This window comes from Sphingobacterium sp. UBA1897 (genome assembly GCF_002337775.1).
GTDB lineage: Bacteria > Bacteroidota > Bacteroidia > Sphingobacteriales > Sphingobacteriaceae > Sphingobacterium > Sphingobacterium siyangense.
The window spans coordinates 216,959-242,524 of the sequence record NZ_DDGR01000031.1; the positions used below are offsets into that span (position 1 = coordinate 216,959).

At 38.1% G+C, this 25,566-nt stretch carries 31 protein-coding genes; 19 read left to right on the forward strand and 12 right to left on the reverse strand.

The features are described from left to right. Positions 1–66 precede the first annotated feature (66 nt). From B4N43_RS21620 to B4N43_RS21630, 3 genes are all read right to left on the reverse strand, one after another. Complete coding sequence (locus tag B4N43_RS21620; RefSeq protein WP_286736165.1) at positions 67–525, reverse strand: hypothetical protein; 459 nt, start codon at positions 523–525, stop codon at positions 67–69. A gap of 56 nt (positions 526–581) precedes the next feature. Continuing rightward, positions 582–1,142 (reverse strand): hypothetical protein, encoded by a 561-nt coding sequence (locus B4N43_RS21625; protein ID WP_286736166.1) that lies wholly within the window; start codon positions 1,140–1,142, stop codon positions 582–584. A gap of 373 nt (positions 1,143–1,515) precedes the next feature. Next, positions 1,516–2,247 carry a 3-keto-disaccharide hydrolase gene (locus tag B4N43_RS21630; RefSeq protein WP_075994866.1) on the reverse strand — a complete coding sequence of 244 codons (732 nt, stop codon included), beginning with the start codon at positions 2,245–2,247 and terminating at the stop codon, positions 1,516–1,518. 681 nt (positions 2,248–2,928) lie between these two features. Here B4N43_RS21630 and B4N43_RS21635 point away from each other — a divergent pair. From B4N43_RS21635 to B4N43_RS21670, 9 genes are all read left to right on the forward strand, one after another. Next, positions 2,929–3,051, forward strand: a complete 123-nt coding sequence (locus B4N43_RS21635; RefSeq protein WP_257786997.1) for a hypothetical protein — start codon at positions 2,929–2,931, stop codon at positions 3,049–3,051. 27 nt (positions 3,052–3,078) lie between these two features. After that, entirely contained in the window at positions 3,079–3,456 is a 378-nt protein-coding gene (locus tag B4N43_RS21640; RefSeq protein WP_075993229.1) for a DUF7674 family protein, read from the forward strand. Beyond that, positions 3,457–3,534: a potassium-transporting ATPase subunit F gene (locus tag B4N43_RS25580; RefSeq protein WP_075994865.1), complete on the forward strand. Its 78-nt coding sequence runs from the start codon at positions 3,457–3,459 to the stop codon at positions 3,532–3,534. It abuts the gene before it with no gap. A gap of 141 nt (positions 3,535–3,675) precedes the next feature. Beyond that, complete coding sequence (kdpA, locus tag B4N43_RS21645) at positions 3,676–5,361, forward strand: potassium-transporting ATPase subunit KdpA (protein WP_075993228.1); 1,686 nt, start codon at positions 3,676–3,678, stop codon at positions 5,359–5,361. A gap of 25 nt (positions 5,362–5,386) precedes the next feature. Further along, entirely contained in the window at positions 5,387–7,396 is a 2,010-nt protein-coding gene (kdpB, locus tag B4N43_RS21650) for a potassium-transporting ATPase subunit KdpB (RefSeq protein WP_286736167.1), read from the forward strand. A 25-nt stretch (positions 7,397–7,421) separates the two neighbouring features. After that, a complete protein-coding gene (locus B4N43_RS21655; protein WP_201667878.1) occupies positions 7,422–7,988 on the forward strand; it encodes a K(+)-transporting ATPase subunit C in 567 nt (188 codons plus the stop codon). 47 nt (positions 7,989–8,035) lie between these two features. Further along, the gene (locus B4N43_RS21660) at positions 8,036–9,121 is read left to right on the forward strand and encodes a porin (RefSeq protein ID WP_286736168.1); all 1,086 of its coding nucleotides are present in this window, start codon (positions 8,036–8,038) and stop codon (positions 9,119–9,121) included. 62 nt (positions 9,122–9,183) lie between these two features. Then, entirely contained in the window at positions 9,184–10,305 is a 1,122-nt protein-coding gene (locus tag B4N43_RS21665) for a histidine kinase (protein ID WP_075993224.1), read from the forward strand. Positions 10,306–10,329: 24 nt separating this feature from the next. Beyond that, positions 10,330–12,066: a HAMP domain-containing sensor histidine kinase gene (locus B4N43_RS21670; RefSeq protein WP_286736169.1), complete on the forward strand. Its 1,737-nt coding sequence runs from the start codon at positions 10,330–10,332 to the stop codon at positions 12,064–12,066. A gap of 128 nt (positions 12,067–12,194) precedes the next feature. Here the strand turns inward: B4N43_RS21670 and B4N43_RS21675 are convergent, their stop codons facing one another. Beyond that, a complete protein-coding gene (locus B4N43_RS21675; RefSeq protein ID WP_286736170.1) occupies positions 12,195–13,196 on the reverse strand; it encodes an aldo/keto reductase in 1,002 nt (333 codons plus the stop codon). Positions 13,197–13,278: 82 nt separating this feature from the next. After that, positions 13,279–14,187 carry a helix-turn-helix domain-containing protein gene (locus tag B4N43_RS21680; protein WP_075993221.1) on the reverse strand — a complete coding sequence of 303 codons (909 nt, stop codon included), beginning with the start codon at positions 14,185–14,187 and terminating at the stop codon, positions 13,279–13,281. Between the two features lie 183 nt (positions 14,188–14,370). On the opposite strand from B4N43_RS21680, the gene arsC reads away from it, so the two are divergent. After that, a complete protein-coding gene (gene arsC / locus B4N43_RS21685; protein ID WP_088162074.1) occupies positions 14,371–14,721 on the forward strand; it encodes an arsenate reductase (glutaredoxin) in 351 nt (116 codons plus the stop codon). A 161-nt stretch (positions 14,722–14,882) separates the two neighbouring features. Here arsC and B4N43_RS21690 read toward each other — a convergent pair whose 3' ends face one another. The 4 genes from B4N43_RS21690 to B4N43_RS21705 form a co-directional block, all read right to left on the reverse strand. Then, entirely contained in the window at positions 14,883–15,791 is a 909-nt protein-coding gene (locus tag B4N43_RS21690) for an alpha/beta fold hydrolase (RefSeq protein WP_286736171.1), read from the reverse strand. Between the two features lie 40 nt (positions 15,792–15,831). Then, the gene (locus B4N43_RS21695) at positions 15,832–16,458 is read right to left on the reverse strand and encodes a hypothetical protein (protein ID WP_120332743.1); all 627 of its coding nucleotides are present in this window, start codon (positions 16,456–16,458) and stop codon (positions 15,832–15,834) included. Positions 16,459–16,626: 168 nt separating this feature from the next. After that, positions 16,627–17,184: a DinB family protein gene (locus tag B4N43_RS21700; RefSeq protein WP_286736173.1), complete on the reverse strand. Its 558-nt coding sequence runs from the start codon at positions 17,182–17,184 to the stop codon at positions 16,627–16,629. Positions 17,185–17,235: 51 nt separating this feature from the next. Then, positions 17,236–17,760, reverse strand: coding sequence for a Crp/Fnr family transcriptional regulator (locus B4N43_RS21705; protein ID WP_286736174.1), 525 nt, complete (start codon positions 17,758–17,760; stop codon positions 17,236–17,238). Between the two features lie 224 nt (positions 17,761–17,984). Here B4N43_RS21705 and B4N43_RS21710 point away from each other — a divergent pair, with 224 nt between their 5' ends. The 6 genes from B4N43_RS21710 (at position 17,985) to B4N43_RS21735 (ending at position 22,092) form a co-directional block, all read left to right on the forward strand. Then, positions 17,985–18,632 carry a hypothetical protein gene (locus B4N43_RS21710; protein WP_286736175.1) on the forward strand — a complete coding sequence of 216 codons (648 nt, stop codon included), beginning with the start codon at positions 17,985–17,987 and terminating at the stop codon, positions 18,630–18,632. Positions 18,633–18,665: 33 nt separating this feature from the next. Beyond that, a complete protein-coding gene (locus B4N43_RS21715) occupies positions 18,666–19,424 on the forward strand; it encodes a DUF1266 domain-containing protein (protein WP_088162069.1) in 759 nt (252 codons plus the stop codon). Positions 19,425–19,434: 10 nt separating this feature from the next. Beyond that, entirely contained in the window at positions 19,435–19,602 is a 168-nt protein-coding gene (locus tag B4N43_RS21720; RefSeq protein WP_286736176.1) for a hypothetical protein, read from the forward strand. Positions 19,603–19,623: 21 nt separating this feature from the next. After that, positions 19,624–20,118 carry a hypothetical protein gene (locus B4N43_RS21725; protein ID WP_088162068.1) on the forward strand — a complete coding sequence of 165 codons (495 nt, stop codon included), beginning with the start codon at positions 19,624–19,626 and terminating at the stop codon, positions 20,116–20,118. Positions 20,119–20,328: 210 nt separating this feature from the next. Next, entirely contained in the window at positions 20,329–21,531 is a 1,203-nt protein-coding gene (locus B4N43_RS21730; protein ID WP_286736177.1) for a hypothetical protein, read from the forward strand. A 114-nt stretch (positions 21,532–21,645) separates the two neighbouring features. Further along, positions 21,646–22,092, forward strand: coding sequence for a hypothetical protein (locus tag B4N43_RS21735; RefSeq protein WP_286736178.1), 447 nt, complete (start codon positions 21,646–21,648; stop codon positions 22,090–22,092). 1 nt (position 22,093) lies between these two features. Here B4N43_RS21735 and B4N43_RS21740 read toward each other — a convergent pair whose 3' ends face one another. After that, a complete protein-coding gene (locus B4N43_RS21740) occupies positions 22,094–22,543 on the reverse strand; it encodes a hypothetical protein (protein ID WP_145327082.1) in 450 nt (149 codons plus the stop codon). Between the two features lie 304 nt (positions 22,544–22,847). Between B4N43_RS21740 and B4N43_RS21745 the strand changes: the two genes are divergently transcribed. Both B4N43_RS21745 and B4N43_RS21750 read left to right on the forward strand, forming a co-directional pair. Continuing rightward, complete coding sequence (locus B4N43_RS21745) at positions 22,848–23,282, forward strand: SRPBCC domain-containing protein (protein ID WP_088162064.1); 435 nt, start codon at positions 22,848–22,850, stop codon at positions 23,280–23,282. A 45-nt stretch (positions 23,283–23,327) separates the two neighbouring features. Further along, on the forward strand, positions 23,328–24,113 hold the full coding sequence (locus B4N43_RS21750; protein ID WP_286736179.1) for an alpha/beta fold hydrolase: 786 nt from the start codon (positions 23,328–23,330) through the stop codon (positions 24,111–24,113). Between the two features lie 34 nt (positions 24,114–24,147). Here the strand turns inward: B4N43_RS21750 and B4N43_RS21755 are convergent, their stop codons facing one another. Beyond that, positions 24,148–24,348 carry a YqaE/Pmp3 family membrane protein gene (locus B4N43_RS21755; protein ID WP_075994862.1) on the reverse strand — a complete coding sequence of 67 codons (201 nt, stop codon included), beginning with the start codon at positions 24,346–24,348 and terminating at the stop codon, positions 24,148–24,150. Between the two features lie 286 nt (positions 24,349–24,634). Between B4N43_RS21755 and B4N43_RS21760 the strand changes: the two genes are divergently transcribed. Continuing rightward, positions 24,635–24,838: a hypothetical protein gene (locus B4N43_RS21760; RefSeq protein WP_147420839.1), complete on the forward strand. Its 204-nt coding sequence runs from the start codon at positions 24,635–24,637 to the stop codon at positions 24,836–24,838. Positions 24,839–24,948: 110 nt separating this feature from the next. On the opposite strand, the gene B4N43_RS21765 is transcribed toward B4N43_RS21760, so the two are convergent. Then, positions 24,949–25,494 (reverse strand): hypothetical protein, encoded by a 546-nt coding sequence (locus tag B4N43_RS21765; protein WP_286736180.1) that lies wholly within the window; start codon positions 25,492–25,494, stop codon positions 24,949–24,951. Between the last annotated feature and the right edge of the window lie 72 nt (positions 25,495–25,566).

The window sequence follows — 25,566 nt, forward strand, 5'->3', positions numbered from 1 at the left end:
AATTGATGTGTGGTTTCCCAAGAGCTATCTCGTTCTCCGACGAATACCTCTTGGGACACTTTTTTATTATTTGGAATCTGCGACAAAAATTTCATTTTCTTGTCCAATGACCACGGTAGGAAACTTTTTGTTGAAGTCAATCGCAATATCTCCTTTTCCCTTTTCGCCGTCTCCGTTGGAATCCCAATCTAATGTTACGTAGTATTTTATGGGCTCAGCGTCACTGACTTTAGGCTGGATGAGCTTAAGGTGATTTTTAGGTAAATCGAGTTTGAGATCAAAAGGTATCTGGTTCGCTGTAAAACTCTTTTCCAGAATCATTGTAGCTGGTACATCTGCTATCTGGGCCGAAACTGCATACAGACGAATCTTGCCCGTTGGATTTTTAACTGCAATAGCATTTGTTGATTGAATTTTTACGGAAAGACCAGTTGTATCCGTATTCATTTTTTTCGTATTTAATGTTGTTGAACAACTGCTTGCAGCGAGTGCGACAGCAATTACTGATATTGTAAGTTTTAACATAATATTTTTTTGTTTGTTTTGTTTTAACTGTTAATGAAACACCAAAATTGGATAATTTACAATTTGAAGGATATCCCGACATTTGCAATACCAAGGTAACCGAATCCAAATTCGCCATAGACACCTATTTTATTGCCGTAACGAATGGCTATCGGTGTAAATTGATAGGATAGCGCACCGAAGCTTTCTCTATCTTCTTTTTGTCTATTGTTAAATTTTGCATAGCCCAAACCTCCTTTTCCATATAGTTTAAGTTTAGTTTTATTCAAATAGCTATATTGCATATTCAAAAGTCCCCCAAAAACATTCCATTTTGAATCCCCAAGATCATCTTTGTAAGAAACCGTATTTTTACCATAAAATCCGTCGATGCCTATAGACAGTCTTTTGTTTAAATTACGTGAATACCCGGCAGTAAATGTGCCAGTTCCGCTGGAATGTTCTACTTCTCTTCCGAGTAAACCCATAAATATTCCCTCACCGAGCATTGTACCGATCTCTTGGACTGGAATAAGGCCATAGCCCACCCGAATTTCTGATTTTTTTTGCATGTTTTCTTGCCCATATCCTTCCAACGAAATCAGGGAGACTAGGACGATGAATATAATTTTCTTCATTAATATAGTTAAGTCAGGATTTTATGTGACTTACTTTGTATAACGTTTTTGAAATTTAATTCGCTACAATTTATTTTTTATAGTATTTTATTTCTTGTTTAATTCGTATTTTGATTTTAAATTCTTTTAGACTGCTAAAGGTTTGTGGAGTTTTTGGGGGGTATAAGGCGTCTTTTTCAAATCAAGGTGCAGACACTTTTATTAAGGACTGAATGTCTAGCGATGGGAGAGCTTAACTCCTGACGTATTTCATTGGCAAAGACAAGGTGGGGAATGAAAGCGGAACAAAAAGATAGCAGGGCGGTAAAGTAGGACAACGGAGCTGAGGCTATTGCATAAAAAAAGTCCTTAGCATCTGCTAAGGACTTTTTTATTATAAGGTCTTTATTTTTAGATTTCTAAATGAAACACCTCTGGACCAATCCTGTAGTGCTAATTTCCCACTAATATGTTTACCAAACTCTGGATAATCTTTGAAATTACTATGTTTTACCAAATCTTTCCATTTAGCGGAATTAAAATCCATTTCAGCAGTGATTTTACCATTCAGGTAGAACGTTACCTTTCCGTCTTTCTGAATAATACTGGATTCATTCCAATCATCCTGTGCTTTAATATTGACAAAGTTCTGCTGCGGTAGAAATGTATAAAGACAGCCGGAACGCTTTAGCGGCTTATCAAAATCAGGATGGGAATCTGCTAACAATTGATATTCTGGTCCTGAATGGTAGGTCGCATTGATATCCGGTCTTTCCTGTACATTGACAAAAACGCCACTATTTCCCTCTTTTTCGAGCTTCCATTCAAACTTAAACTCATAATTTTTATACTCTTTGTCCGATACTAAGTCATATTTTTGGCTTTCACTGTTTGGATTGCAGTAAATAGTCCCATTTTTAACGACCCAGGCTGTAGGAGCATTTTTACTATTATTGTAGGTATGCCAATTGTTAAGCGTGGTACCATCAAATAGAAGTTGCCAGCCGTTACTTTGCTCTTCTTCTGTTAATGTATTCGGACTGCTTTTTTCATTTTGACAGGAGAGTAAAATACAGCCCATAAAGACCGATAAGATGATTTTTTTGAAAAGGTTTAAGTTTATCATTGTTTTTATTTGTATAAGTGTCTCTTTAATAAGTTTTCCCATTTAATATGTATCCCCTAAAATAATTTTTAATATGAACTTTTGGCGATAATTTCATGTTACTTTGCAAATTTGTTACATAGTACTTCTGCTAATACTCATTCGGAGGTTCACCTATTCTCCTATTCATTTATGAATTTTTAAAACATTCTTTTCAGTCATTTTATAGAATAGACTGGTTCAAACCCTCTATGTTTTTTGGTCACCTTTCAAGTATAAATGACAAGTTACACATTATAATGATTTGATCACATTTTCAGCACAGTCATTCTCATTTTGATAAAATAACCTTATCAAAATGATAGGATTCGCCAATGCTATTTTGTGGCTTATTTTTTATAACATCTGAATAACAGTGTGTTATGGTGTTTTATGGCATAGTGGAACATTGTTTGGCTTATTGGGACAAATGAATGTAAATATGAAAACAGGACGGAAAAGAAAAGTATGTGGCAAGAGTCCTCCGAGAGGGACGATCGGTAAAGCTGCTGGTATGTAATTGAGTTTAACAAAATGAAATCGCGATTCACTAATAAAATTTAACAATGGTAATAACAATCATACTCGTCATAACTGGAATTTTGTTCTTCTGGTTATTCTATAAAATGGTCGATTTTTTCGGCAAAATATGAAAGAAATAATATGAAAGAGAAGCAAGAAAATAAAGGCAGAAGTTCCGCACATAATTTATCGGGAGACCGTATAGCGAAGATCATAGTAGTGGTGTTGATTATTGCAATGATTTTTCAACTCTATATCGGTTAGATTTTGAAGTATAGTTTTACGCACAACATGAAAAAATTAAATCAATACGGTGCAGGTTTGTATATGGCGCTCCATTATAAGGAAATCCGATCAGAGATTAATTTCTTATTGCGGAAGCACAATTTTGCAGGAGCCCTACAGGCCGTTATTAATCACCTTCGGAGCTTAATTATATTGCAAAGTACGGACAAAATTTGCCAGCATATTCATTTCCTCGGAATGATTTATGGGCGAGGAAACCATTATGTCAAATACATTCTGGAAAATCTCTTTGTAAGATCTTTAGGAGGTCTTCGGCGCATCAGTTCGGTCAATGCATGGGCGGTAATCGAAGCTCAGCTACCAATACCATTTTTAGAGGTCCTTAAAGGACAACAAATTCATAATCTATTAATATCAAAGTAAATGACAGCTTTATTTATTGTAGCACTACTGGTTTTTGCATATATCTGTTATGTACTTCTAAAGCCAGAAAAATTTTAATAACAAGATTACTCATTCTCTATCGTCGGCGATGAAATCCCGCTTTCAGTCAGTTCTTTTCGTGTTACATAGCGAAAAGAAGAGCTTGAGGTTAGATGACGATCGGTCATGATACACTTTTTATACAAATCAACTAAAGAAATGAATACAGAGATTCTTGGAATCATAGTGATGTTCATCGTAACATTACTACTCGGACTTCCCCTTGGGAAATATATAGCTAAGGTATATGGCAATGAAAAAACCTGGTTAGATCCATTGTTTCAACCATTGGAACGATTTTTTTATCGGGTGACAGGAATTAATCCTAGCCTCCAGATGACTTGGAAACAGCACCTCGTTGCTCTTTTGACAATTAATCTACTGTGGTTCCTGTTGAGCATGGCTATCCTGATGAATATGGGACATTTGCCTTTAAATCCAGATGGGAATCCTGGAATGACTGCTGATTTGGCCTTTAATACCAGTATATCTTTTTTGGTCAACTGTAATCTCCAGCACTATTCCGGTGAATCAGGAGTGAGCTATCTAGGACAAATTTGGCTCATGTTTCTTCAATTCGTGACCGCAGGCGTGGGAATGGCTGCTGCAGTGGTTATTTTCAAAGCTTTCAGGGATAAGACAACAACACAATTGGGCAATTTTTACGATTTCTTTGTGAAGTCTTGCACCCGGATTTTACTGCCTATCTCTGTCTTGGTTGCTGCCATCTTCGTATTCCAAGGCATGCCGATGACTTTCGAAGGTAAGGACAGCATGATTACTGTCGCTGGAGATACCGTACAGGTAAGCCGAGGACCAGTAGCTGCCTTTGTCCCAATTAAACATCTTGGTACAAATGGAGGTGGTTTTTTCGGTGCGAACAGTGCGCATCCATTTGAAAATCCCAATTATTTGACCAATATGGTGGAAATGATTGCCCAGTTTATTATCCCGATGGCGATGATATTTGCATTCGGCTTTTTTATTCGCAAGCGTAAATTTTCATGGATGATGTTTGGTGTGATGACCATTGGGTTTATCATCCTGACAATACCAAATATAAAAATGGAGATGGCTGGAAATCCAGCGATCGCACAGATGGGTATTGACACGTCTATGGGCGCCATGGAGGGAAAGGAAATACGTATTGGTGCAGCGGCATCGGGGTTTTGGAGTATTGTTACAACGATGATTTCGACGGGTTCTGTCAATTCTATGCATGATAGTTACATGCCCTTATCTGGTATGAACGAACTTATAGCGATGATGGTGAATGCTTTTTATGGCGGTGTAGGCGCGGGAATACTCAATTTCTTCATTTTTATTATACTCGCCGTTTTCATTAGTGGCTTGATGGTGGGGCGCACACCAGAGTTTATGGGTAAGAAAGTTGAAGCGCGGGAAATGAAAATTGCTATGATTGTTGCTCTTGCCCATCCTTTTCTAATCCTTGTCGGTACAGCACTTGCTACAGCGTTTCCAGCCCAAGGTGCTTCTACATTGAATAACCCTGGATTTCATGGTTTTAGTGAAATATTATACGAATATACTTCATCCGCAGCTAACAATGGTAGTGGGTTTGAAGGTCTTGGAGATAATACAATTTGGTGGAACATTTCGACAGGTATCGTATTGTTACTCGGCCGCTTTATACCGATTATAGGCCCAATTGCTATTGCGGGATTATTGGCTGAGAAAAAATTTATACCTGAGGGTGAGGGAACGCTAAAAACAGATACAAGTACATTCGGTTTAATGGTATTCGCTGTGATCGCGATTATTGCAGCACTCTCTTTCTTCCCTGCGTTGGCATTGGGTCCAATTGCGGAATATTTTTCCATGTAGTACTTAAAATTAAAGAATTCTAAAAATGAGCAATCAACAAACATTGTTTCAGAAAGAACTTGTACAACAAGCTTTAAAGCAATCTTTCGTGAAGCTAAATCCTAAAATAATGTTCCGTAATCCAGTAATGTTTACCGTGGAAATCGGGACGCTGATTATGGCCGTCGTTTGTCTTTGGATAATGACTGGGGAAAAATCACAAGGTACACTTGGTTATAATTTTACGGTATTTCTTATTTTATTTTTAACCTTATTGTTTGGAAATTTTGCTGAGGCAATTGCCGAAGCCCGCGGTAAGGCGCAAGCAGATAGTCTTCGGAAAACTCGGGAGGAAACTCCAGCAACCCTGCGTGATGGTCGGGTAGTTTCGTCCGCTCAACTGAAAAAAGATGATGTTTTTGTTTGCCAGGCGGGAGATGTAATTCCATTGGATGGGGAGATTATTGAGGGATTGGCAACCATAGATGAGAGTGCAATTACCGGAGAATCAGCACCGGTGATCCGCGAGGCTGGAGGTGATAAAAGTTCAGTTACCGGTGGTACCAAGGTTTTGTCCGATCGAATTGTCGTGCAGGTAACGACAGAACCGGGTGAAAGCTTTTTGGATAAGATGATCGCATTGGTAGAAGGGGCAAGCCGCCAAAAAACACCTAATGAGATTGCATTAACAATCCTTCTGGCAGGTTTTACACTTGTATTTATTATCGTAACGGTGACCTTAAAACCATTTGCGGATTATGCCAATGTTGGTATCACCATTGCTTCGTTTATTTCACTTTTTGTCTGTCTGATTCCAACAACAATAGGAGGTCTTTTATCGGCAATTGGTATTGCGGGAATGGATCGTGCACTTCGTGCAAATGTTATAACAAAAAGTGGCAAGGCAGTTGAAACGGCAGGAGATATTGATGTCTTGTTGCTTGATAAAACTGGAACTATTACGATCGGAAATCGTAAGGCGACAAATTTTTACTCCGCAGATGGCATCCTGAAGGAAGCTCTGGTACGTGTAGCCACATTGAGCTCCATGGCGGATGAAACACCGGAAGGGAAATCAATTGTCGAATTGGCTGGTGTCGACCCATCGAGCTATAAGATCGAAAACCCTGTATTCATTAAGTTTACCGCTGAGACCCGTAGCTCAGGAATAGACTTTGCACAGACACGTATTCGTAAAGGTGCAACAGATGCTATTCGGAATATCATTGTAAAGGCTGGAAATCTGTTTCCTCAGGAAATAGATGAACGCGTAAAGCTTATCTCTCAAAATGGGGGAACCCCATTGGTCGTTGCAGAGAATGAACAGGTTCTCGGTGTCATAGAATTGCAGGATGTGATAAAACCCGGAATTCATGAACGCTTTGAAAGGTTGCGAAAAATGGGTATCAAGACTGTTATGGTGACGGGAGACAATCCGTTGACGGCCAAATATATTGCGGAAAAAGCTGGAGTGGATGATTTCATAGCCGAAGCGAAACCTGAAGACAAGATGAACTATATCAAAAAAGAACAGCTTGATGGACGATTGGTCGCCATGATGGGGGATGGTACAAACGATGCTCCGGCACTTGCACAAGCCGATGTTGGTGTAGCGATGAACAGCGGTACACAAGCTGCAAAAGAGGCTGGAAATATGGTCGATCTCGACAATGATCCAACCAAACTGATTGAGGTTGTGGAGATAGGCAAACAATTGTTGATGACCAGAGGTACGCTAACGACGTTTAGTATTGCAAACGATGTCGCCAAATATTTTGCTATCATTCCGGCCTTGTTTATTGCAGCAATACCCGCACTTCAAGGTTTAAACATTATGCAGCTCAGTAGTCCACAAAGTGCCATACTATCAGCTGTCATCTTTAACGCAATTATTATCCCATTACTGATTCCTTTGGCATTGAAAGGAGTCGCATACAAACCTATAGGTGCAAGCGCACTGTTACGGAGAAATCTGCTCGTTTTTGGACTTGGTGGAGTACTCGTTCCATTTATTGGTATCAAGGTCATAGACCTACTGGTTTCCCTATTTATCTAATACATTTTTAATAATAAAAGCAAAGATGAAAACACATATATATCCGGCAATAAAGATTACAATTGTTTTATTGCTCCTGCTCTCAGTGGTATATCCAGCCCTCGTATGGGCAATAGCTCAAATAGCACCCAATCATGGAAAAGGGGAAATGCTTGAGTACAATGGGCAAAAGTATTACAGAAATATTGGACAGGCCTTTACGCGGGATGATTACTTCTCGTCGCGTCCTTCAGCTGTTGGTTATAATGCTGCTGGATCGGGTGGAAGTAACAAAGGACCCTCTAATGGGGAATATCTTTCGGAAGTTAGGGCCCGTATCGATACTTTCTTAGTTCACAATCCTACTGTAAAACGCGAACAGGTACCGGTAGACATTGTTACAGCCAGTGGTAGTGGTTTGGATCCAGATATCTCCATCGAGGCCGCAAAAATACAAATTGATCGTGTTGCGAAAGCGAGAGGTGTATCGGTAAATAGCCTACAGTCTCTTGTTGATGCCCACGTTCAGACGCCTTTATGGAATATGTTTGGACCTCGCAAAATCAATGTCCTTGAACTAAATATTGCTTTGGACAAGATGGTTGAAAAATAAAATTGACCTAAAGGGTCATCGATATACATTTTATAAGAACAATTTACATGAAAAAACTAGCGATGTTGGCCTGTTTACTCGCAGGGGCAACACAATTATTTGCACAGCAAGATACGACTCAAAATACCCGATTGTCTATCAGTGGTTACCTTGAAGCATATTACCTTCGGGACTTTAACAATCCTCTTGGAAATACACGTCCAGGCTTTGTATATAGTCACAATAGGACGAATGAAGTAAACATAAACTTGGCACTTTTAAAAGCTGCATACGAAACAACAAATACCCGTGCAAATCTTGCTTTAGGTGTTGGTACATATATGAATGCCAACTACGGTACGGAACCCGGAGTCTTAAAAAATATTTACGAAGCGAACGCCGGTATACGTATCTCGAAAAAACATAATTTATGGATCGATGCTGGCATATTTTCTTCCCATTTGGGCTTTGAAAGCGCTATAGGAAAGGATAATTGGACTGTAACAAGGAGTATTTTTGCGGATAATTCACCTTATTTTGAAACAGGAGCAAAAATATCCTATACATCCGCATCGGGAAAACTATTTTTAAGTGGGCTGATTTTAAACGGATGGCAGCGGATTCAACGTGTAGATGGTAGCAGTTTACCAGCATTTGGGCATCAATTGGTCTATAAACCGACAGATAAATGGACCATCAATAGTGGTTCTTTTATAGGCAGTGACAAAGCGGATAGCGTCAGACAGATGCGCTATTTTCATAACCTATATGCAATTTATCAAATGAACGAAAAGCTGGGAATCACATTCGGATTTGATATTGGAGCGGAACAAAAAGCAAAAGGTAGTTCGAAGTACAATGTATGGTACACCCCAGTGTTAATTGCACGATACGCGACGACCGAAAAATTTAGCTTAACAGCAAGAGGAGAATATTACAACGATAAGCATGGTGTGATCGTTTCTACGACTACAGATCAAGGTTTTCAAACGTTTGGCTATTCTTTAAATGCAGATTATGCAATTCTTCCCAATGTTCTTTGGCGTACGGAACTACGTAATCTCACGAATAAAGATGCTATTTTCCTTGATCGGACAAATAAGTTGGTGAAAAATAGTGTAACGGCTGTAACAGCACTTACCGTTAGTTTTTAAAAACAATCGTTCCTGCCGTGTGTTGGATCGGCAGGAACCTTCTGAAATGAAAGGCAATAAAAATGGAAGAGAGGAAAAGCGCTGAACACTTTTTGGACCTTATTCGGAAATCGAGAAGAGGTCGCTTCAAACTTTATATCGGTATGAGTGCAGGCGTAGGAAAAACATACCGTATGTTACAGGATGCACATACCCTTTTACAGGGAGGAATCGATGTGCGTATTGGCTATATTGAGACACATAATCGGAAGGAAACACATCAATTGCTCGACGGTCTACCCCTTATCGCCCGACGCCATCTTTTTTACAAAGGCAAACAGTTGGAGGAACTGGACCTTTATGCTGTCTTGAATTCACATCCCGAGGTTGTTATAATCGATGAGTTGGCACATACAAATATTGAAGGCAGTAAAAATACCAAAAGGTGGCAGGATGTTATGGAGATTCTTGAAGCGGGGATTAATGTGATCAGCGCTGTTAATATCCAGCATATTGAGAGTTTAAACGAAGAGGTCAAAGCGATTACAGGTGTTGAAGTACAAGAACGTGTTCCCGATAGTGTTATTGATTCCGCAGATGAAGTCGTTAATATTGACCTTACTGCAGAAGAGCTTATCATTCGCCTAAAAGAGGGCAAGATCTATGACGCGTCAAAAATTCAGGCAGCGCTTCAAAACTTCTTTAAAAGCGAACATATCTTACAATTGCGTGAAATGGCTTTGAAGGAAGTTGCCTCCCAGGTTCAACGCAAAGTAGAGATTGAAGTTCAACCCCAACGATGGGTGCGAAAGGAGCGTTTCCTGGCTTGTATAAGTTCTAATGAAATAAAAGCAAAAAACGTCATCCGAAAAACAGCACGTTTAGCAGGATATTATAATAGCAGTTGGTTTTTGCTCTATGTACAGTTGCCAAAAGAGCGCGGAGATCGGATAGCCTTAAACAAACAACGACACCTGATCAATAACTTTAAACTGGCGACAGAACTTGGTGGAGAAATTATCAAAGTAGAAAGTCACAGTGTGGCAAAAGAGATCATCGCTTTGTGCGAGCTCCGCAAGATCACCACAGTTTGCATTGGAAAACCACGATTATCTCTTTTAAGGATGTTACTTGCTAAGGATACATTTAGCAAACTGCTGGCACAACTGTCGACCGAAGACATCGACCTGATTATATTGTCTTAATGATAAAGACAAATTGTGAATAAGATGAAAATAAAAACGAAACTTACCTTTGGTGTAGGATCACTTTTTCTCATGATCTTTCTACTTGCCGCACTAAGTGGTTGGTATGTAAACCGGTTAAAAAAGGATACCGCAAATATACTGACAGCGAACTACAATACGCTGCTGTACGCCAAGAATATGTTATTGGCATTGGAGGAAATTCCTGTTGAAAAAGCTGCTTTTAATAATTTCCAGATTAATCTTGACAAACAACGGAAAAATGTTACCGAAGTCGGAGAGCAGCAAACAACAAACGCAATTGCCAAACATTTTTTAAAACTGCGAGATAAGCCCTTAGATGTTACTATTGTCTCGTCTATCAGAAAGGATATTGCCTTGTTAATGGAACAAAATATGACGGCAATTTCTCGGAAGAGTATTATTGCGGATCGCACCGCCGAACATGCAATTTTGGTCATTTCATTTGCCGGGGCGCTCTGTTTTATCATTGCTTTTATATTGCTGGTCAATTTGCCGTCCAATATAGCTGACCCCATTGCAAAATTGACAGCGAGTATTCGACAGATTGCAGGACAGAACTACAAAGAGCGTATTCAGGTACAGAGCGGTGGTGAGTTTGCAGAACTCGTCGCTTCATTTAATTCCATGGCAGAGAAACTTGAAGAATACGCTGAAAGTAAACTTGAAAAAATTTTAAAGGAAAAAAGACGAATTGAGTCTCTTGTTGATCATATGCATGATCCGGTGATAGGCTTTGACGAAGAGCGACGTGTCATTTTTGTCAACGAGGAAGCACTTCGCATCACAAATCTACATAAAGATCAACTTCTCGGAAGATCTGCTTTAGCGGTTTCAGATGAAAATGATCTTGCTAAGGATCTTTTTAAAGATCTTTTTCTTCCTGTAGAAAAACGTGAAAAAAATGCTGTTAAAATTTATGCAGATGATAGAGAAAGCTATTTTGAAAAAGATGTTATCGATATCAATGTTTTGCCTACGGGTGAACTTGAGCCAAAGTTTATCGGGCAGGTGGTTATCCTAAAGAATATTACGCCATTTAAGGAACTTGATCTTGCAAAAACAAACTTCATCGGTACTGTTTCGCACGAGTTCAAAACACCTATTGCGGCGATTCAGATGGGGGTTCAATTGTTGGAAAACGAGCAAATAGGTCATCTGAATACCGAGCAGCTCACGTTGTTAAATGGAATAAAAGATGATTCTAACCGCTTGCTTCAAATAACCGGTGAACTGTTAAATATGACGCAGGTTGAAAGTGGTTCTATTCAAATTAACTTACATACGACAGAAATACAGCCTATTATTGAATATGCTATCATGGCAAATCAATTTGCTGCGAATCAAAAAAATATCCACTTTGTTATCGAGGTAGGACCTAATGTGAAAGCTATATTTGCTGACAATGAGAAAACGGCCTGGGTTCTTACAAATTTTCTTTCCAATGCAATACGTTACTCCCATGAGGATTCGCTTATTCGTATCGCAGTGGAAAACAGCGAACTTAAAACAAAATTTATCGTTACCGACAGTGGGCAAGGGATCGAGCCGAAATATCTGGATAAAATATTTGCGCGTTACTTCCGTGTGCCAGGGTCAAAAAAGGGTGGAACAGGACTTGGTTTAAGTATTAGTAAGGAGTTTATAGAAGCGCAAGGTGGCGAAATTGGTGTTGAAAGTGATTATGGCGCAGGAAGTTCTTTCTATTTTTCATTGCGTACTGCGATTTCCGATAATTAATACCATATTAAACGATTCGTATCTGTTCATACAGCACATTATGACAACATAATAAGGACGGATGAGAGGAGAACAATTTTTGAGATTATAAGTGGCGCCGGCAAGCCACTTATAATCTCAAAAATGGATTAATGGTTGACTAAAGCCATAGCACCTTCACTGTATCGTGCTCCGATATTGGGGTATTTAAGAAGTATTTCATCTATTTTTTTTAAATCATCATTCGATAATTGTACATCAAGGGCACCAACATTTTCCTCCAGGTATTTTCTTTTTTTAGTTCCTGGAATAGGAATGATGTCATTTCCCTGTGCCAGTACCCAGGCTAAAGCGAGTTGTATTGGACTACAGTTTTTATCTTTTGCCACTAGGGAGAAGTTGGCGACTAAATGTGCATTGTTCAATGCATGTTCACCTTGATTTCGAGGTAAGGTTCTTCTAAAGTCGTCCGAAGCAAGATCTTCTAAATTTAAAGAATTGGAAAATAATCCACGCGCTAGAGGCGCATAGGGAATTAAACTTATCCCCAATTGCCGTACGGTCTGTAAAATTTCTTTTTCTACATCACGTGTAAGGAGCGAATACTCGCTCTGTAAAGCAGTTATAGGGTGTACCGCATTTGCTTTAATGATTGAGGCAGGGGATGCTTCGCTTAAGCCCAAATACCTTACTTTTCCTTCTTTAACCAATTCTGCCATAGCGCCTACGGTCTCTTCGATCGGAATATTGGGATCTACGCGGTGTGCATAATAAAGATCTATGGTATCGATTCCAAGGCGTTTTAAACTTTTTTCCACCGCTAGTTTTATCCATTCGGGCGAGCCATCAAAATAGGTGTTTGCCGTACCACTTGGACCTGCTATTTCATCTTTAAAGCGAAATCCAAATTTTGTTGCAATAAAAACTTTGTCACGGTTGGGAACAAGCACTTTTGAAATAAGTTCCTCATTGGCACCGTTGCCGTACATATCCGCGGTATCCCAAAAATTAATGCCGAGGTCCAATGCTCTTTCCAATGTCGCAATGCTCTCTTTTTCGTCCGTAGGTCCGTAAGCAAAGCTCATTCCCATACAACCTAATCCAATCGCAGAGAGTTTTTCATTTGTTGTTCCAAGATTTCTATATTTCATAATGATTACATTTTGTTCAATACAAAAGTACATATGGAACAAACGAAGCGAGTTAAGACAATCAAACAGATTGTTATACAATTCAAACAGTATTGCTTCGGACTTGGTTTGGAGACATCCCGGTTTGCTTTTTGAAGAAATTGGTAAAATAGGATGGATATTCAAATCCTAGGCTGTAGGCAATATCCGATACATTCCAATTGGTATGCAGCAACAAAGCTTTGGCTTCTTGGACCACACGGTTTGCAATATGTGTACTGGTGGTTTTGCCTGTGGCTTCTTTTACCGACCTATTGAGGTGATTGATATGAACCGAAAGCGCATGCGCATAATCTGCTGGGCTTTTCAATTGCAGGCTAAGTTGAAGGGTATTGATTGGAAATTGTCTTTCTAACAGCTCAAGAAATAGCCCCGATACCCTGGTCGATGCATTGGTATAAGATCCAAAACTCGCTGCGGGACTCGATTTCATCGTTTCATGAATTAGAAGATGTAGATAACTTCGCAACATATCATCTTTATGGATATAGCTCGAGTTCATTTCAACCATCATCTTTTGGAAGATTGTAGAAATTTCTGCTAATTGTGTTTCATCCGGAAAATAAATCGGGTTGCTACCTATCTTGAACAGGGGAGAGTCTTTTAGACTTTCTATCCGTTCACTATGCTGTATAAATTCCTCTGTAAATACACAATACCATCCGGATTGTTCTGAGGATTCGGGCTCCCAAGCATATGGAACAACCGGATTCGCAAATAACATGGCAGGTCTATCGATTTGTATCCACTTATCCGCGTAATATAGTTTTCCACGCCCTATGATAAGGGAGGTTTTATAAAAATCGCGGCGATTGTACGGAGAGACGACAGTACAGGATTCCCTGCTGAAAACATTGAAATGCCCAATTCCCGTATTATTTAGCGGCAAATCCAGATGAGTTAAACCTGGTTGCCTTTTGTAAAAATCTGTTACACTTTCGGCTGATTGCATATTACTAAATTAAAAAAAGAGAAACAATCCTACGTCATAAACGGATCAGTTTCTCGAAAATGAATTCGAATATTTAGTTAGCCAATGGCATTTTATTTGAACTGTTTGTGATTTTGTTACTATTTTTGAGGGTATCCAATAATTGATTTTTTATCACAAGGATATCCTTTACATATTGCGACCATGATTAAAATTTATCATAATAAAAATTGTAGTAAGAGTTGTAATGCATTGGAGCTGCTACAGCATCAAGCTGTGGATATAGAAGTACAGGAGTACTTAAACGATGTTCCGACGAGAGGCCAATTGATTGAGTTATTGGGTCAACTTGCTTTAAAACCTTTGGAACTTATCAGAAAAGGAGAACCGGTCTTTCAGGAAAAATTCCAAAATCTTCACTTGACAGATGAGCAATGGATCGATGTGATGCTGGAGTATCCGATCTTGATTGAGCGCCCTATCGTTGTAAAGGACGGTGTAGCAGTAATTGGTCGACCTATTGAAAAAGTTTTAGCACTCATTGGTGCTAAGTGATGATGCTGGCTTGATTGTTGTGTTTTCCGTTGTATGAAACATTTTTTGAATATAGCTGCAGCCGTGTTGGATGTACTTAAATTTTTTTTCTAATCACTAATTTTGGCTTTTTTTTGAACGGTTAAAGATATCTCCTATGATATTATTTTAATCGACATGATTTAGTGGGTTATTTTTTTAAAGAGGCTATTTATGCTTACACCGACTTTATCAGGGTCTTGTTGGTGTATCCCATGGCTGTATCCTGGTAAAAGAATCAGTTCACAATTGTTATTTTGTTTGATTAGACTTGCATAGTGTTTGATTCGAAGCTGGTCATAGGCATCAAACCAAAATCTATCATTTATTCCCAATTTACTGTTCATTTCTTTTTCATATCGCTCGATAGGTCGATTGTAGGCGATGAATACGGTAACAGGGACATTTTTTAGCAGCGGTAAATCGGCATATTCTTTAAAAAAATGTTTTTCGCTGACTGCCAGCTCCCTTTTCATTTCCAATTTTACACCCTCACCAAGGTTTTTGTCGCTTATCATATCTGAAAGCATTTTTACCCAGAGTTGTTGGTAACCTATCTGGCTATTTGATGTTTTAGTAGCAATTGCGTCTTCTGTTTTTGTTAACATAAAATCGGTAGGATCGATGAGGACTAAGCCGGCAGTTTCATCCGGATATTTAGCTGTAAACAGCCTAACAAAAGCTCCGCCCAGCGAATGCCCGACGAGTAAATAGGGCGGTTTAATTTCTAAAGTGGATAGGATTAAATGTAATTTGTCCACAACATCTTGGTCAGATTTTAAGGATGGATCAGGATCCGAATTTCCTAAGCCATTTCTGTCATAACTGAAATACGGTATATTACTCATTAATTTGGGAAAAAGGACGGAAAAATTGTTCCCGCTCATGCCCATGCCACTTTCAAAAATGACGATTGGCTCGTTGGCTTTTCTTTTTTCCAACCCCTTTACCCAATAGGATGTTCGTATACCTTTAATATTAGCCGTTTCCTGTGCATACGTTTGTATGACCCCAATGGAAACGAAGAATAGCATGATCGTCCAGGTTTTCATATTTATTTTAAAGTTCAAATGAAAGGATGAATTTTCGCGTTTACCGTTTATTTATTAGTCCTGCAATATGTTCTTTAAGGTCATTGGTTGATTGTAGTCCAATGTCCGAAAATTGGTAATCATTTAGCATAAATTGGTGGAAGGTATCTTGTTCCAACAATATGGTTCTACCTTTTGAAAGGTTGTAAATTTTAGTGTTAATTACGCTAATATCTTGGTTTTCTTGCGTAAATGCTATAAAATCAATACGATAATCATCCCGTATTAAAGTGCCCTGACCAAAATAGTCGGGGTGGTTTCTTGAGACATTTCCAGCGTAAATTTTATTCGTTTGAGCTAAAGTCATCATAGACTCCTGCGGGGTTAATTTAACGACAATATTGCAGAAAGAATAATATTCCTTGTCATGAGGCGATTTGGTTACGCTAAATGTATAAATGATATAATTATCTGCTCCGAGCGATAATGAATCTACGATCACTTTGGTTCCTAAAGCCTGATAGGGTTTGACGTGGAAGTTGAAATTTTGTAGCGGTAAAATGTTGGCCTGCGGCGGTACCTTAGTATTATCTTTTTCGAGAAAATAGTTTGAATCTTTTACTTGTCCAATACTATTTTGAGAAAAGCAAATCAAGAAGACGATCCATATTCCTATAATTCTATGCATTGTTTTTATTTTATTGGTTATCTGATCCTGTCTAAAATAAATACATAATCATGTATCATGATAGTGCTATTCGGTCAATATAGGGTTTACCTCGGTTAGTCAATATTATTTGTCGGTAAGCCCACATGCTTTTGGTGTATATGGCGTGGGCTTCTTTAGGACCCTATTTTAATGTGTTGTAGTTAACGATAAGATATTCTTTATTTGTACAATATGCCTGGTATTGTGATGAATAATAAAGCGAAATATATCTCCTAAACGGAGCTGTATCCAGTTGCTGAAAGATAGCCTAATGCGAATTTTAGTTAAATCTTTTGACCTTGCCTTATCGAGTAGATGAAGTAGTCTATTTTGCTGTTCTAAAAAAACTGGAATCGGTTCGGCGCTCTGCATAAGATTTCTGGGATCCATTTTTCGAAAAGTTTTGATCTTTTTTTCCTTATCATTTGGTAAAATAGAATTAGCAAAATAGTTTCCTAAAAAACCGCTTTTGAAATCAACATTGTAGCCAAGATTGCTTTCGGATATTTTTTTTGTGATTTCAGGTAAATAGAAACTTCCGTACAGATTCAGGTGCTGTATGCATTCGAGGATATTCCAGGACCCTTCATGAGGTCTTTTACGTAATGTCTCCTGAGAAAGGGCTTCTAGGGAATGGACAAATGACATATGTTCTTGTACTTGCTTTTCCAGTTGATCAAGTAGTTCTAATGATTTACATTTCATCTTTTTTTTGATAAAATACTCGAAAATAAATTGGAAAAAAATTGATTTAACTCAAGATTTACTGATTCTTGATAAAGTTTCGGGACTCATTCTAAGATAATTGGCGATATGCTTATTCGGAATTAGTTGAAATAATCTAGGATTTCGTTTAATGAGTCTTTCATACCTGTTTTTTGGGGAGTCCAGCAATAGATCTCGTTCTCTTTCAAGCTGCTGTAACACCAACTGTTCCAAGATAGTTATATATAATTTTGTGTTTTCTGAAGTGGAATAGATAAAATTCATAAAATCTTCCTTCTCGGCGATTAGCATATCTGTTTTCTTTATTGCCTGAATTGCATAATCCGAGTAGCTACCATGAATAAAAGAATCCATAGCTACAATGAGATCTCCATCATATCCAAAGCGAATAATCTGTTCATGATCTTCCTGAAAAACAGAGATTTTGATGCTGCCTTTTTTTATGAAATAAATCTTTGAATCAATCGAACCATTCATTTTAATGTATTCGTTCCTCCTAAAAGAAATTTCTTTTTTAAAGATTCGAGGTGATATGAGATCTAACAGCTTATGCATACACGTTGGATTTAATTGAATCATTAAAGGTCTTCGAAATTAGCGATTGTATTGCTGTTTTCAAATATTGATTATTGAGCTACAAATATCGCCAAGTTTTGACCTAATATGGGTTCCAGATTTACCGGTTGAATAATTATGTGCAGATTTACGGTATTAAATGAAAACATGGAATATGTTTTCACGATTTTACAGATTTAAATACTTCATTAAATAATTTTAGTTTGAAAAGAGTCCTTGTTATCCTGTTCATTTTGCTGGTTTCATTTTTAATAGCGACGTTTTTTATCAAAGTCAATAAGAGGGAAACCTTGCTCTATAAGATACAGCAGTGGGTTACCTACGATACAGCAGATTGGGAAAATTATGAAAACAATAAACAGCTACTTGCCGCTGGGGCTACCGAAGTAACGACGACTGAAGTGGCAGCTGTAGAAGATGATCTATACCCGATTGATACAAATCGCATATCGCCAGAATTTAGGGCTTTAGAAATCGAAAAAATTAGAAAGACAGATTTTGGACGATTAGTAATAGCGAAGTTACCACCGGATCATGAGGATGCACAAATCGCATTAATTCATCTCACGGATCGTAAATTGACCGATGTGATAATCAATCAGAAGATTAATATTAAAGTTGGAACTTGTTTTGAAAACCCAAAAACAGCAGGTAATTATCGTTGCGTGAGTTGTATGATTTTACTTTACAATCGAGAGAAGAAAAGTTGGGTGGAGGCTCCAAACGGTGAAAATTTCTTGAAAAATGCCTATGATTTTTACCAGGCGTCTGAAGGAGATATTTGGCAAGCACGCGACTTGTCCATGAGAATCCCCTATGATTATGCGCTTGTAGCAAAATATAGTAAGTAAGATTTCTTTTAAGTAGTTAATATCAATACCGTTATGTTTAAATTTTTAAGAGAATTATTGAATGCGGCAAAGGAAGGTGTGCATGAAGCCAAAGATGAACTGACTTTGAAAGCCGAAGAGAAAAAAAGGGAGGATAGTTTAGCAATTGATAACAATATACTTCTGGATATTCCTTATGAAGAACAGTTTGGTAATGCATTAGGAGCCGCATTTAGAGTCATTGTTTTTGGGGACTGGTTTACGGTATTCGGAAGTACTGGAGATGATGGAAATTATCCGATTCACTTATATCAATTTGGAAATTATCCCAAAATTGATCAATATAGAAGTGATTTTATCAAATTATTAAAAAGAGATTTTGGTATAACAGATACAGACAGCTGTCTTGAAATGTTGAGCTCATATTTTACCTTACTTGGAATAGAAAAGACAGGGACCGCATTGGAAGAAAAAAACGGCAAAATCGATACAGCCGTTTGGGATATCTCCAAAGTAGGGGTGAATGCCTTTGTTGTTGCTGTAGCAAGTCATATTACGACATCCGCAACGGACGTTGGATATCTATCAAAACCTGTGGCATTAGATGTTCTCAAAAAGTTGTCAGTATATGCGAAAAAGCATTTTAGTGATTGGTTGCTATTTTCCGACCATTTTATGGAAGGAGAAGATCAAGTTGGGTTAAACAGTAAAATTGGGAAATCTTACTTGAAAAGGTATATTGGGTATCTTAAAGAAAAGAAAGGAAGTCCCTGGAATAATGTCGCATGGTGGAATGGTAATCATTCCGTCTGAGTGTTGTCTCATGTGGCCTTCACATCCACTACATTTTACGGCTTTGGATTTGCGCTATCAATTGGAACAACAAATCGCTCAGAAAGAAATCCGCTCCCATAGCTATCTCAAAAGATTAGATGCTATCGAGAAAGATGAAGGGGGAATTCCTACGTTCTATGTAATTTGTGTCAGTTAATTTCCTTTTTTATTGGAATAAATGAATTTTAAAGGCATTGTTTTGGTTATCAGTTGTGTGTTGATCGTTGTCGTGTTGACACAAGTCTATAAGAAAAATGTAACTAAAAATTATATATACGGTGTTAAAAAAAGCTATGAGATGAATGATCATTTTGAAACAGATAAATTAAGAAAACTGTCGTCACGACCCTTTCTATTTGGTATAGAAGATAATCTGTTAAGTGACGAAGATTATTTTTTTGATGAAAATTATTTCTACGCTGTCGGTCGAAGAGGCGGGGCAGGTAGATCCTTTAGGTTAGTGGATATCATTGAACTTCGTAGGACATCGACTCAAATTAATAATCACTATATCTGGCAAGTTGTCGTTCAATTGGATAGTAAGGGACAGTCCATTTTCAGTTTTACGCATAACTATTCCCTCTGGAATAGAAATTTCTATGTTTTTTATCAAAAAATACGGGAACTAAATCCACATGCAATTAAATCAAAATGGAGTTTGTGGACGATGTAACTTATGAATTAGGAAATTAGGTGTGCCTTCGCTTATCCCCATCAGATGATTATTCACCGATGATTTTCTTTGTTTCACCGAAATAGATTAAGAGAAGTCCCTATTGCCATCTATATTTAAGACGTTTGAACAATTCGTGTTCGAGATCTAATTAGATTACTTTGGTTCGACATTTAATTTTTATGATTGAGATTTTATAAAGACTTTCAGATGATGAGTACGTTAATTAATGCTGGTTCTCTTGTGTTTGTGTTTTGTTTCGTAATTGCAATTGGGAGGTCTCAGTCTCAGATTCCACAAGCGAAGATGCGTTTGGCTAATATGTCATCCTATTCATTATTAATGGAAAGTGCGGGGGAAAATTTGAAGGACAAGCGCTACCAAGCTGCTCTGAACGATTTTAAAGCTGCTTTTATACAGAAAGATTCGATAGGAAAATATGATTACGCCAACGCGATGGTGGCAGCGGCGAATGTAGACAGTGTGGACTTGGCAATAGCGTGGTTTGAGGAAGGAATTAAGCTGGGACTTGGAATAACTGATGATGAGTACCGGTATTTTTCATCGGCCGAGGAATTTCAAAATTTAAAAAAACAAATTGCCTATCAAAATCAATTGGATCGGCTATCAACACAGGTAGCGCAGTTGAAAAAGCGACAAGCTGAGGCTAAACGTGAGTGGTTAAAAAAGATTCAATACAATAGTTCAAGGGGGGCAGGTGAGGTGGTCAAATCAGGCTTTGTTTTATATTGGAATCAAATGGGCGATAGTCTTGTACCATATTTGGTCTATCTACCTGCGGAGCTTAAAGATAAAAACAACGTAAGAGCTATCGTCTACTTACATGGTGGTGTCTCAAGTGTCACTGAGTTCCAGTTCGAGGACCCAAGTGTAGCGGATGAGCCGATTTTTAAATTGGCAGATCATTTGGGATTTGTTGTAATTTATCCATTTGGAAAAAAATCGTACGGTTGGGTACGACAACGTTCTGCCTTTCAACAGGTGTTAGCAATTACCGAAGAAGTCAAACTAAACTATTTACTGAATAGCAAAGAAATTTACCTCGGTGGAATGTCTAATGGTGGTACAGCCGTTTATTGGTTTGCCGCTCAAAGTAATACACCATTTAGTGCCTTCTTCACATTATCTGCCGATTGTGAACTCGTTATTGAGCCGATCGATTGGGAACGGCTACACAGCGATAGACCAATATATTCTTTTCACACGGCTGACGATACCATCTATCCAATAGCGAAGATCAGTGCTGTCTACGCTAGCCGAAAATCACCGGCTTGGCATCTTCGGACACTGAAGGCTGGTGGCCATGGGTTCATTTATGACCCCGTGAAAGGCCATGAATTATTCATGCAGTGTATTACTGAAATGCTGGAGGAAGTTCATAAAACGAGATAACCGATAAAGTGGTAGGGGTATAAAGAATCCAGTATCAACGTTTGATTTGTATAGAAAAAGTTGGCGTAACTAAAACCGTATTTTAATAGCTTTTGTTATCCTAAGTAAAACGTTATGGGTAAATTACAATTATTGATCATGAATGTGTTGGTAGTTTTTCTGTATGGCGCTTGTCAATTACCTCAGCGCCCGCCACAGTCCAGTACAAATGAATCTAAGCACAAGGCACAGGATTTACCTTCTAACGTAACCTTTTTTGGTGGTGGCAGATCTAAGGAAATGAGTATGGTATCAGGGAAAACGGATACTATTTTCATTTCAGTCCATCAGGCGGATTCGGTTCTTATCAAAATAAAAACTCCCACGGATACAGCCAATGTACGAATTAGTCAGCTTTTTCTGCCCGATGGTTCTGCTGATGGCCCCTTTGGCCAAGAGCTTGCCTATAGATTTAAAGATGTTGGCCAATATCATATTACGGTGAATGAGAATAAAATGATAGGGAATCATTACTCAGGGCCTTATGTAGTACAAATTGTGCCAATAGTTCAATCTTTCTAGGCTACTCAACATCACCTGTGTACTTGATCGTATTATTCACGTAAAGCGCTGATTTTTTAGCATCATATTTATAGTTATCCTTTTGGTAAATGTCGTTTTCGACTTTATCCAGGATAATGGTTTTTTTACTGTCATCAGGTAAAAATAATTCTAGCTTTGATTTATCCTCGCTAAGGACAACAAAGGCACTAATGACAGCTTTTCCTTCTTCTTTCTCCGTTGGATTTAGGCGTAAGCCAACATTGAAGACCTGAATACACCCTTGTTTGATCTCACTCCAAGTTTGTCCTGCCGCGACTAAACAACCGTGCTCATCCTTGCTGCCGCCGATCGATGGAGTTGCTTCTTCCTTACCTTGGCCAGCTGTTTCTTTGGATTCGCTGTTCTTGGGGGCATTGTTACAAGATGTAAAAGTAACAAGGCTCATGACTATAAATGCTAGTTTTCTCATTTGAATCGGTTTTTATATATTTCATGATATTCACACAATAAATATACCACAGTCGTCTGTTTATTCTTTAATCGACCTTTTACGGTAGGCTTTCATCCTTTCCTTAGCTATAGGTGCAGCTCCGCGGTATCGCAGAAAAATGTGTGCAGCGTAAGTCAATATTGTCATAGGACAAGTCGAATTTCTGTATAGTTTATTAATATTGTGGTGCCGCGCAATGTGATCTTTTGTATCAGAACATTGGACGGAATGATTTTAAACCAATGTAGATAGACAAAAGTATTCTTATCATTTAAAACATCCTATGAAACATAAAGATCGTCCTGTCAAAAATTTGGTTTCGGTTATTTTAGTTGAAAAACAACTAGCCGATGTTTGGAAATACTGGAATGATGCTGATGCAATTATGCAATGGAATATTCCATTTGACGATTGGCACTGTCCTGCTGTTCATATTGATTTTAGAGAGGGCGGGATGTTTAATTTTAGAATGGAACAAAAAAATAGCCGCGAGGGATTTGATTATGTAGGAGTATACGATGAGATTATTTGGATGGAGTATATTGAAAGTACCAGTGGAGGGAGAACCTGTGTTGTTGAATTTCAAGCGATTGATAACAATACGATTATCCGGGAAACTTTCGAACCTGATACGTTTACACCTTTGGACCTACAACAGTCTTTTACCGATGGGGTCTTGCTAAGTTTTAAAAAATTTATAGAAAACAAATCGTTGTAGAAGCGTGTTGCTACTGACAGAAATATAGACTTTATAGAATAAATTATGCGTGAAATAGAATCGAAAAGCGGTTATGCACCTGCTAATGGAATAAAACTTTACTACGAAATATTCGGCACAGGAAGGCCTTTAGTATTGATTCATGGCGGAGGTTCCTCTGGATTCTCTGATTTTGAAGAGACAATAAAAAGATTGCATGATCAGTACCAGTTGATTGTGATAGACCTGCAAAATCATGGAAGATCCGAACACAGAACCACCCCCGAAACCTTCGAGCAGGATGCGAAAGATATTTCGGCTGTTCTTGACTTCTTTTCTATCGCAAAAGCATCATTTTTTGGCTTTAGTAATGGAGCGACAACAGTTTTGAAATTTGCGACGATGTATCCGGACAAGGTGGAAAAGCTGATTGCAGCATCGGGAAATACCAAAAGAGAGGGACTTTTAGATGGTTTTTTTGAAAGTATGGAAGCTTCAACAATTAACGATATACCACCTTTTCTCAAAGAGAACTTTATGAAGCTGAATCCAGATCCGGAGAAATTTCGAAATATGTATGAAAAAGATAGCCAGCGCATGATAAACTTTAAAGACTTCGAAACGGAATCCTTAAGGCTTTTGACCTGTCAGGTATTTTTGATAGGGGGAGACCAAGATGTTGTAAAAACGACACATCTAGCTGCCATGCAACAGCAGATTCCTCATGCTCGACTGCTTATTTTACCGGCTAATCATGGGAACTATATGATGGCTGATTTTAATAGCGATGTCAATGACCAACTGATCGATTTTACACTAGGACAAATACAGCATTTTTTGGAACCCAATTGATACCTGTTCAATCGAATAAGTTCGCGCCAAAGGTTTATCGATAATTACGCATATTACGTTCCATCTTACGTATGCGCTGTTCGTTTTTTCCGTCAACACGAGATGCAACCGCCCAAATGGCTGCGGGTATCCAACCCAGTATGGTCATCTGTAGGATCAAACAGAGAATGCCACTTAGAATCTTACCGCGTAAGAAAAATGATAACCAAGGAAGTAAGACTGCTATTAATATCATAAAGAATAGGGTTATAAACGTTAAAATACAAAAGTACGGTATTCACCATTAAAAATCACGAATAATATCAACTAAAGCAAATTAAGTTATTTTTTTGTTTGTCTGTAATGTGTTGATATTTAATGTTTAATGTTTTTGCGTTGCTAGAATAGGTAAATGTTAAGAAAACTTAAAATATGCTTTCTGACAGATGAATTTTAGAATTTTAAGGAGGTGTGGCACCAAAGTTGATGTTTCCCTGTCGAATATTTTAGATGCAGATTACATAGAATAAATGACGGAAAACATGGGAAACAATAACAATATTATTGAGAATTTAGACAGCAAATATCATGGATATCTAGAAGATGAGGGGAAATGGCTCAATGATGGATTTAAGAATATTTTCATCGATGGGGAACCAAGTAAAGCAAATCTGAAAACATCGGTTTATCTTATGCTACCACAAGAGATCAGAGACTATGTCGATCAGTTGTTGCACAACGATTGATTATAAATTATACCAGCAAATCGTTCAAAGTAAAAGTTTACTAGAATCAGGTTTTTCCGATTTTAGTAAACTTTACTTGTTTAAACAGGAGAGGGTAGACCACATCTCCATTAAATGCCATATTCTTTCACAGTTTGGCAAATTTGCTCTTTTTGTTTTCGGCTCGATACGTTCAACATGGTAAGGATTTCTTTACCTTGAAAAGTCTCAAGCTCAAGTCTAGGACCCAACCAATTGCTTTCAATAATGCGGATATTAACGATTTGAATGTAGGGCACGAATACCAGCGCATCCAAATCTGCCAAAGCCCACATACTCCCGGTCTTTTTTTCGATCCGTTTAAAATACAATCCTTTTTTATCTGTCCGGGCTCGGATGACCTTCCTGCTGCTCTTTAGAAGAAGGAAGCCGCCGATAATAAAAGATAAGTGGAACAACAGCATAAATAATGAGACTAAAAAGCGAAATACATCTTTAAAGTCAAGTACCATGGCACTGAAATTCTCTTTAAATGAATCATTCGGATGATAACCGATGAAACATGTAGATAACCCCATTAAAATCAAGATACTACCGATGATAATGGATCGCCAATTGGGTAGGTAATAATTGATAAAGGTTTCATTGTCTGTGGCTGCTAATTTTCTCCTTTTCATATCTAAATATAGGGACCTTATAAATTGACCGTATAGAAGACTTACAATTCGTTCAAAAGCATTTATAATTCG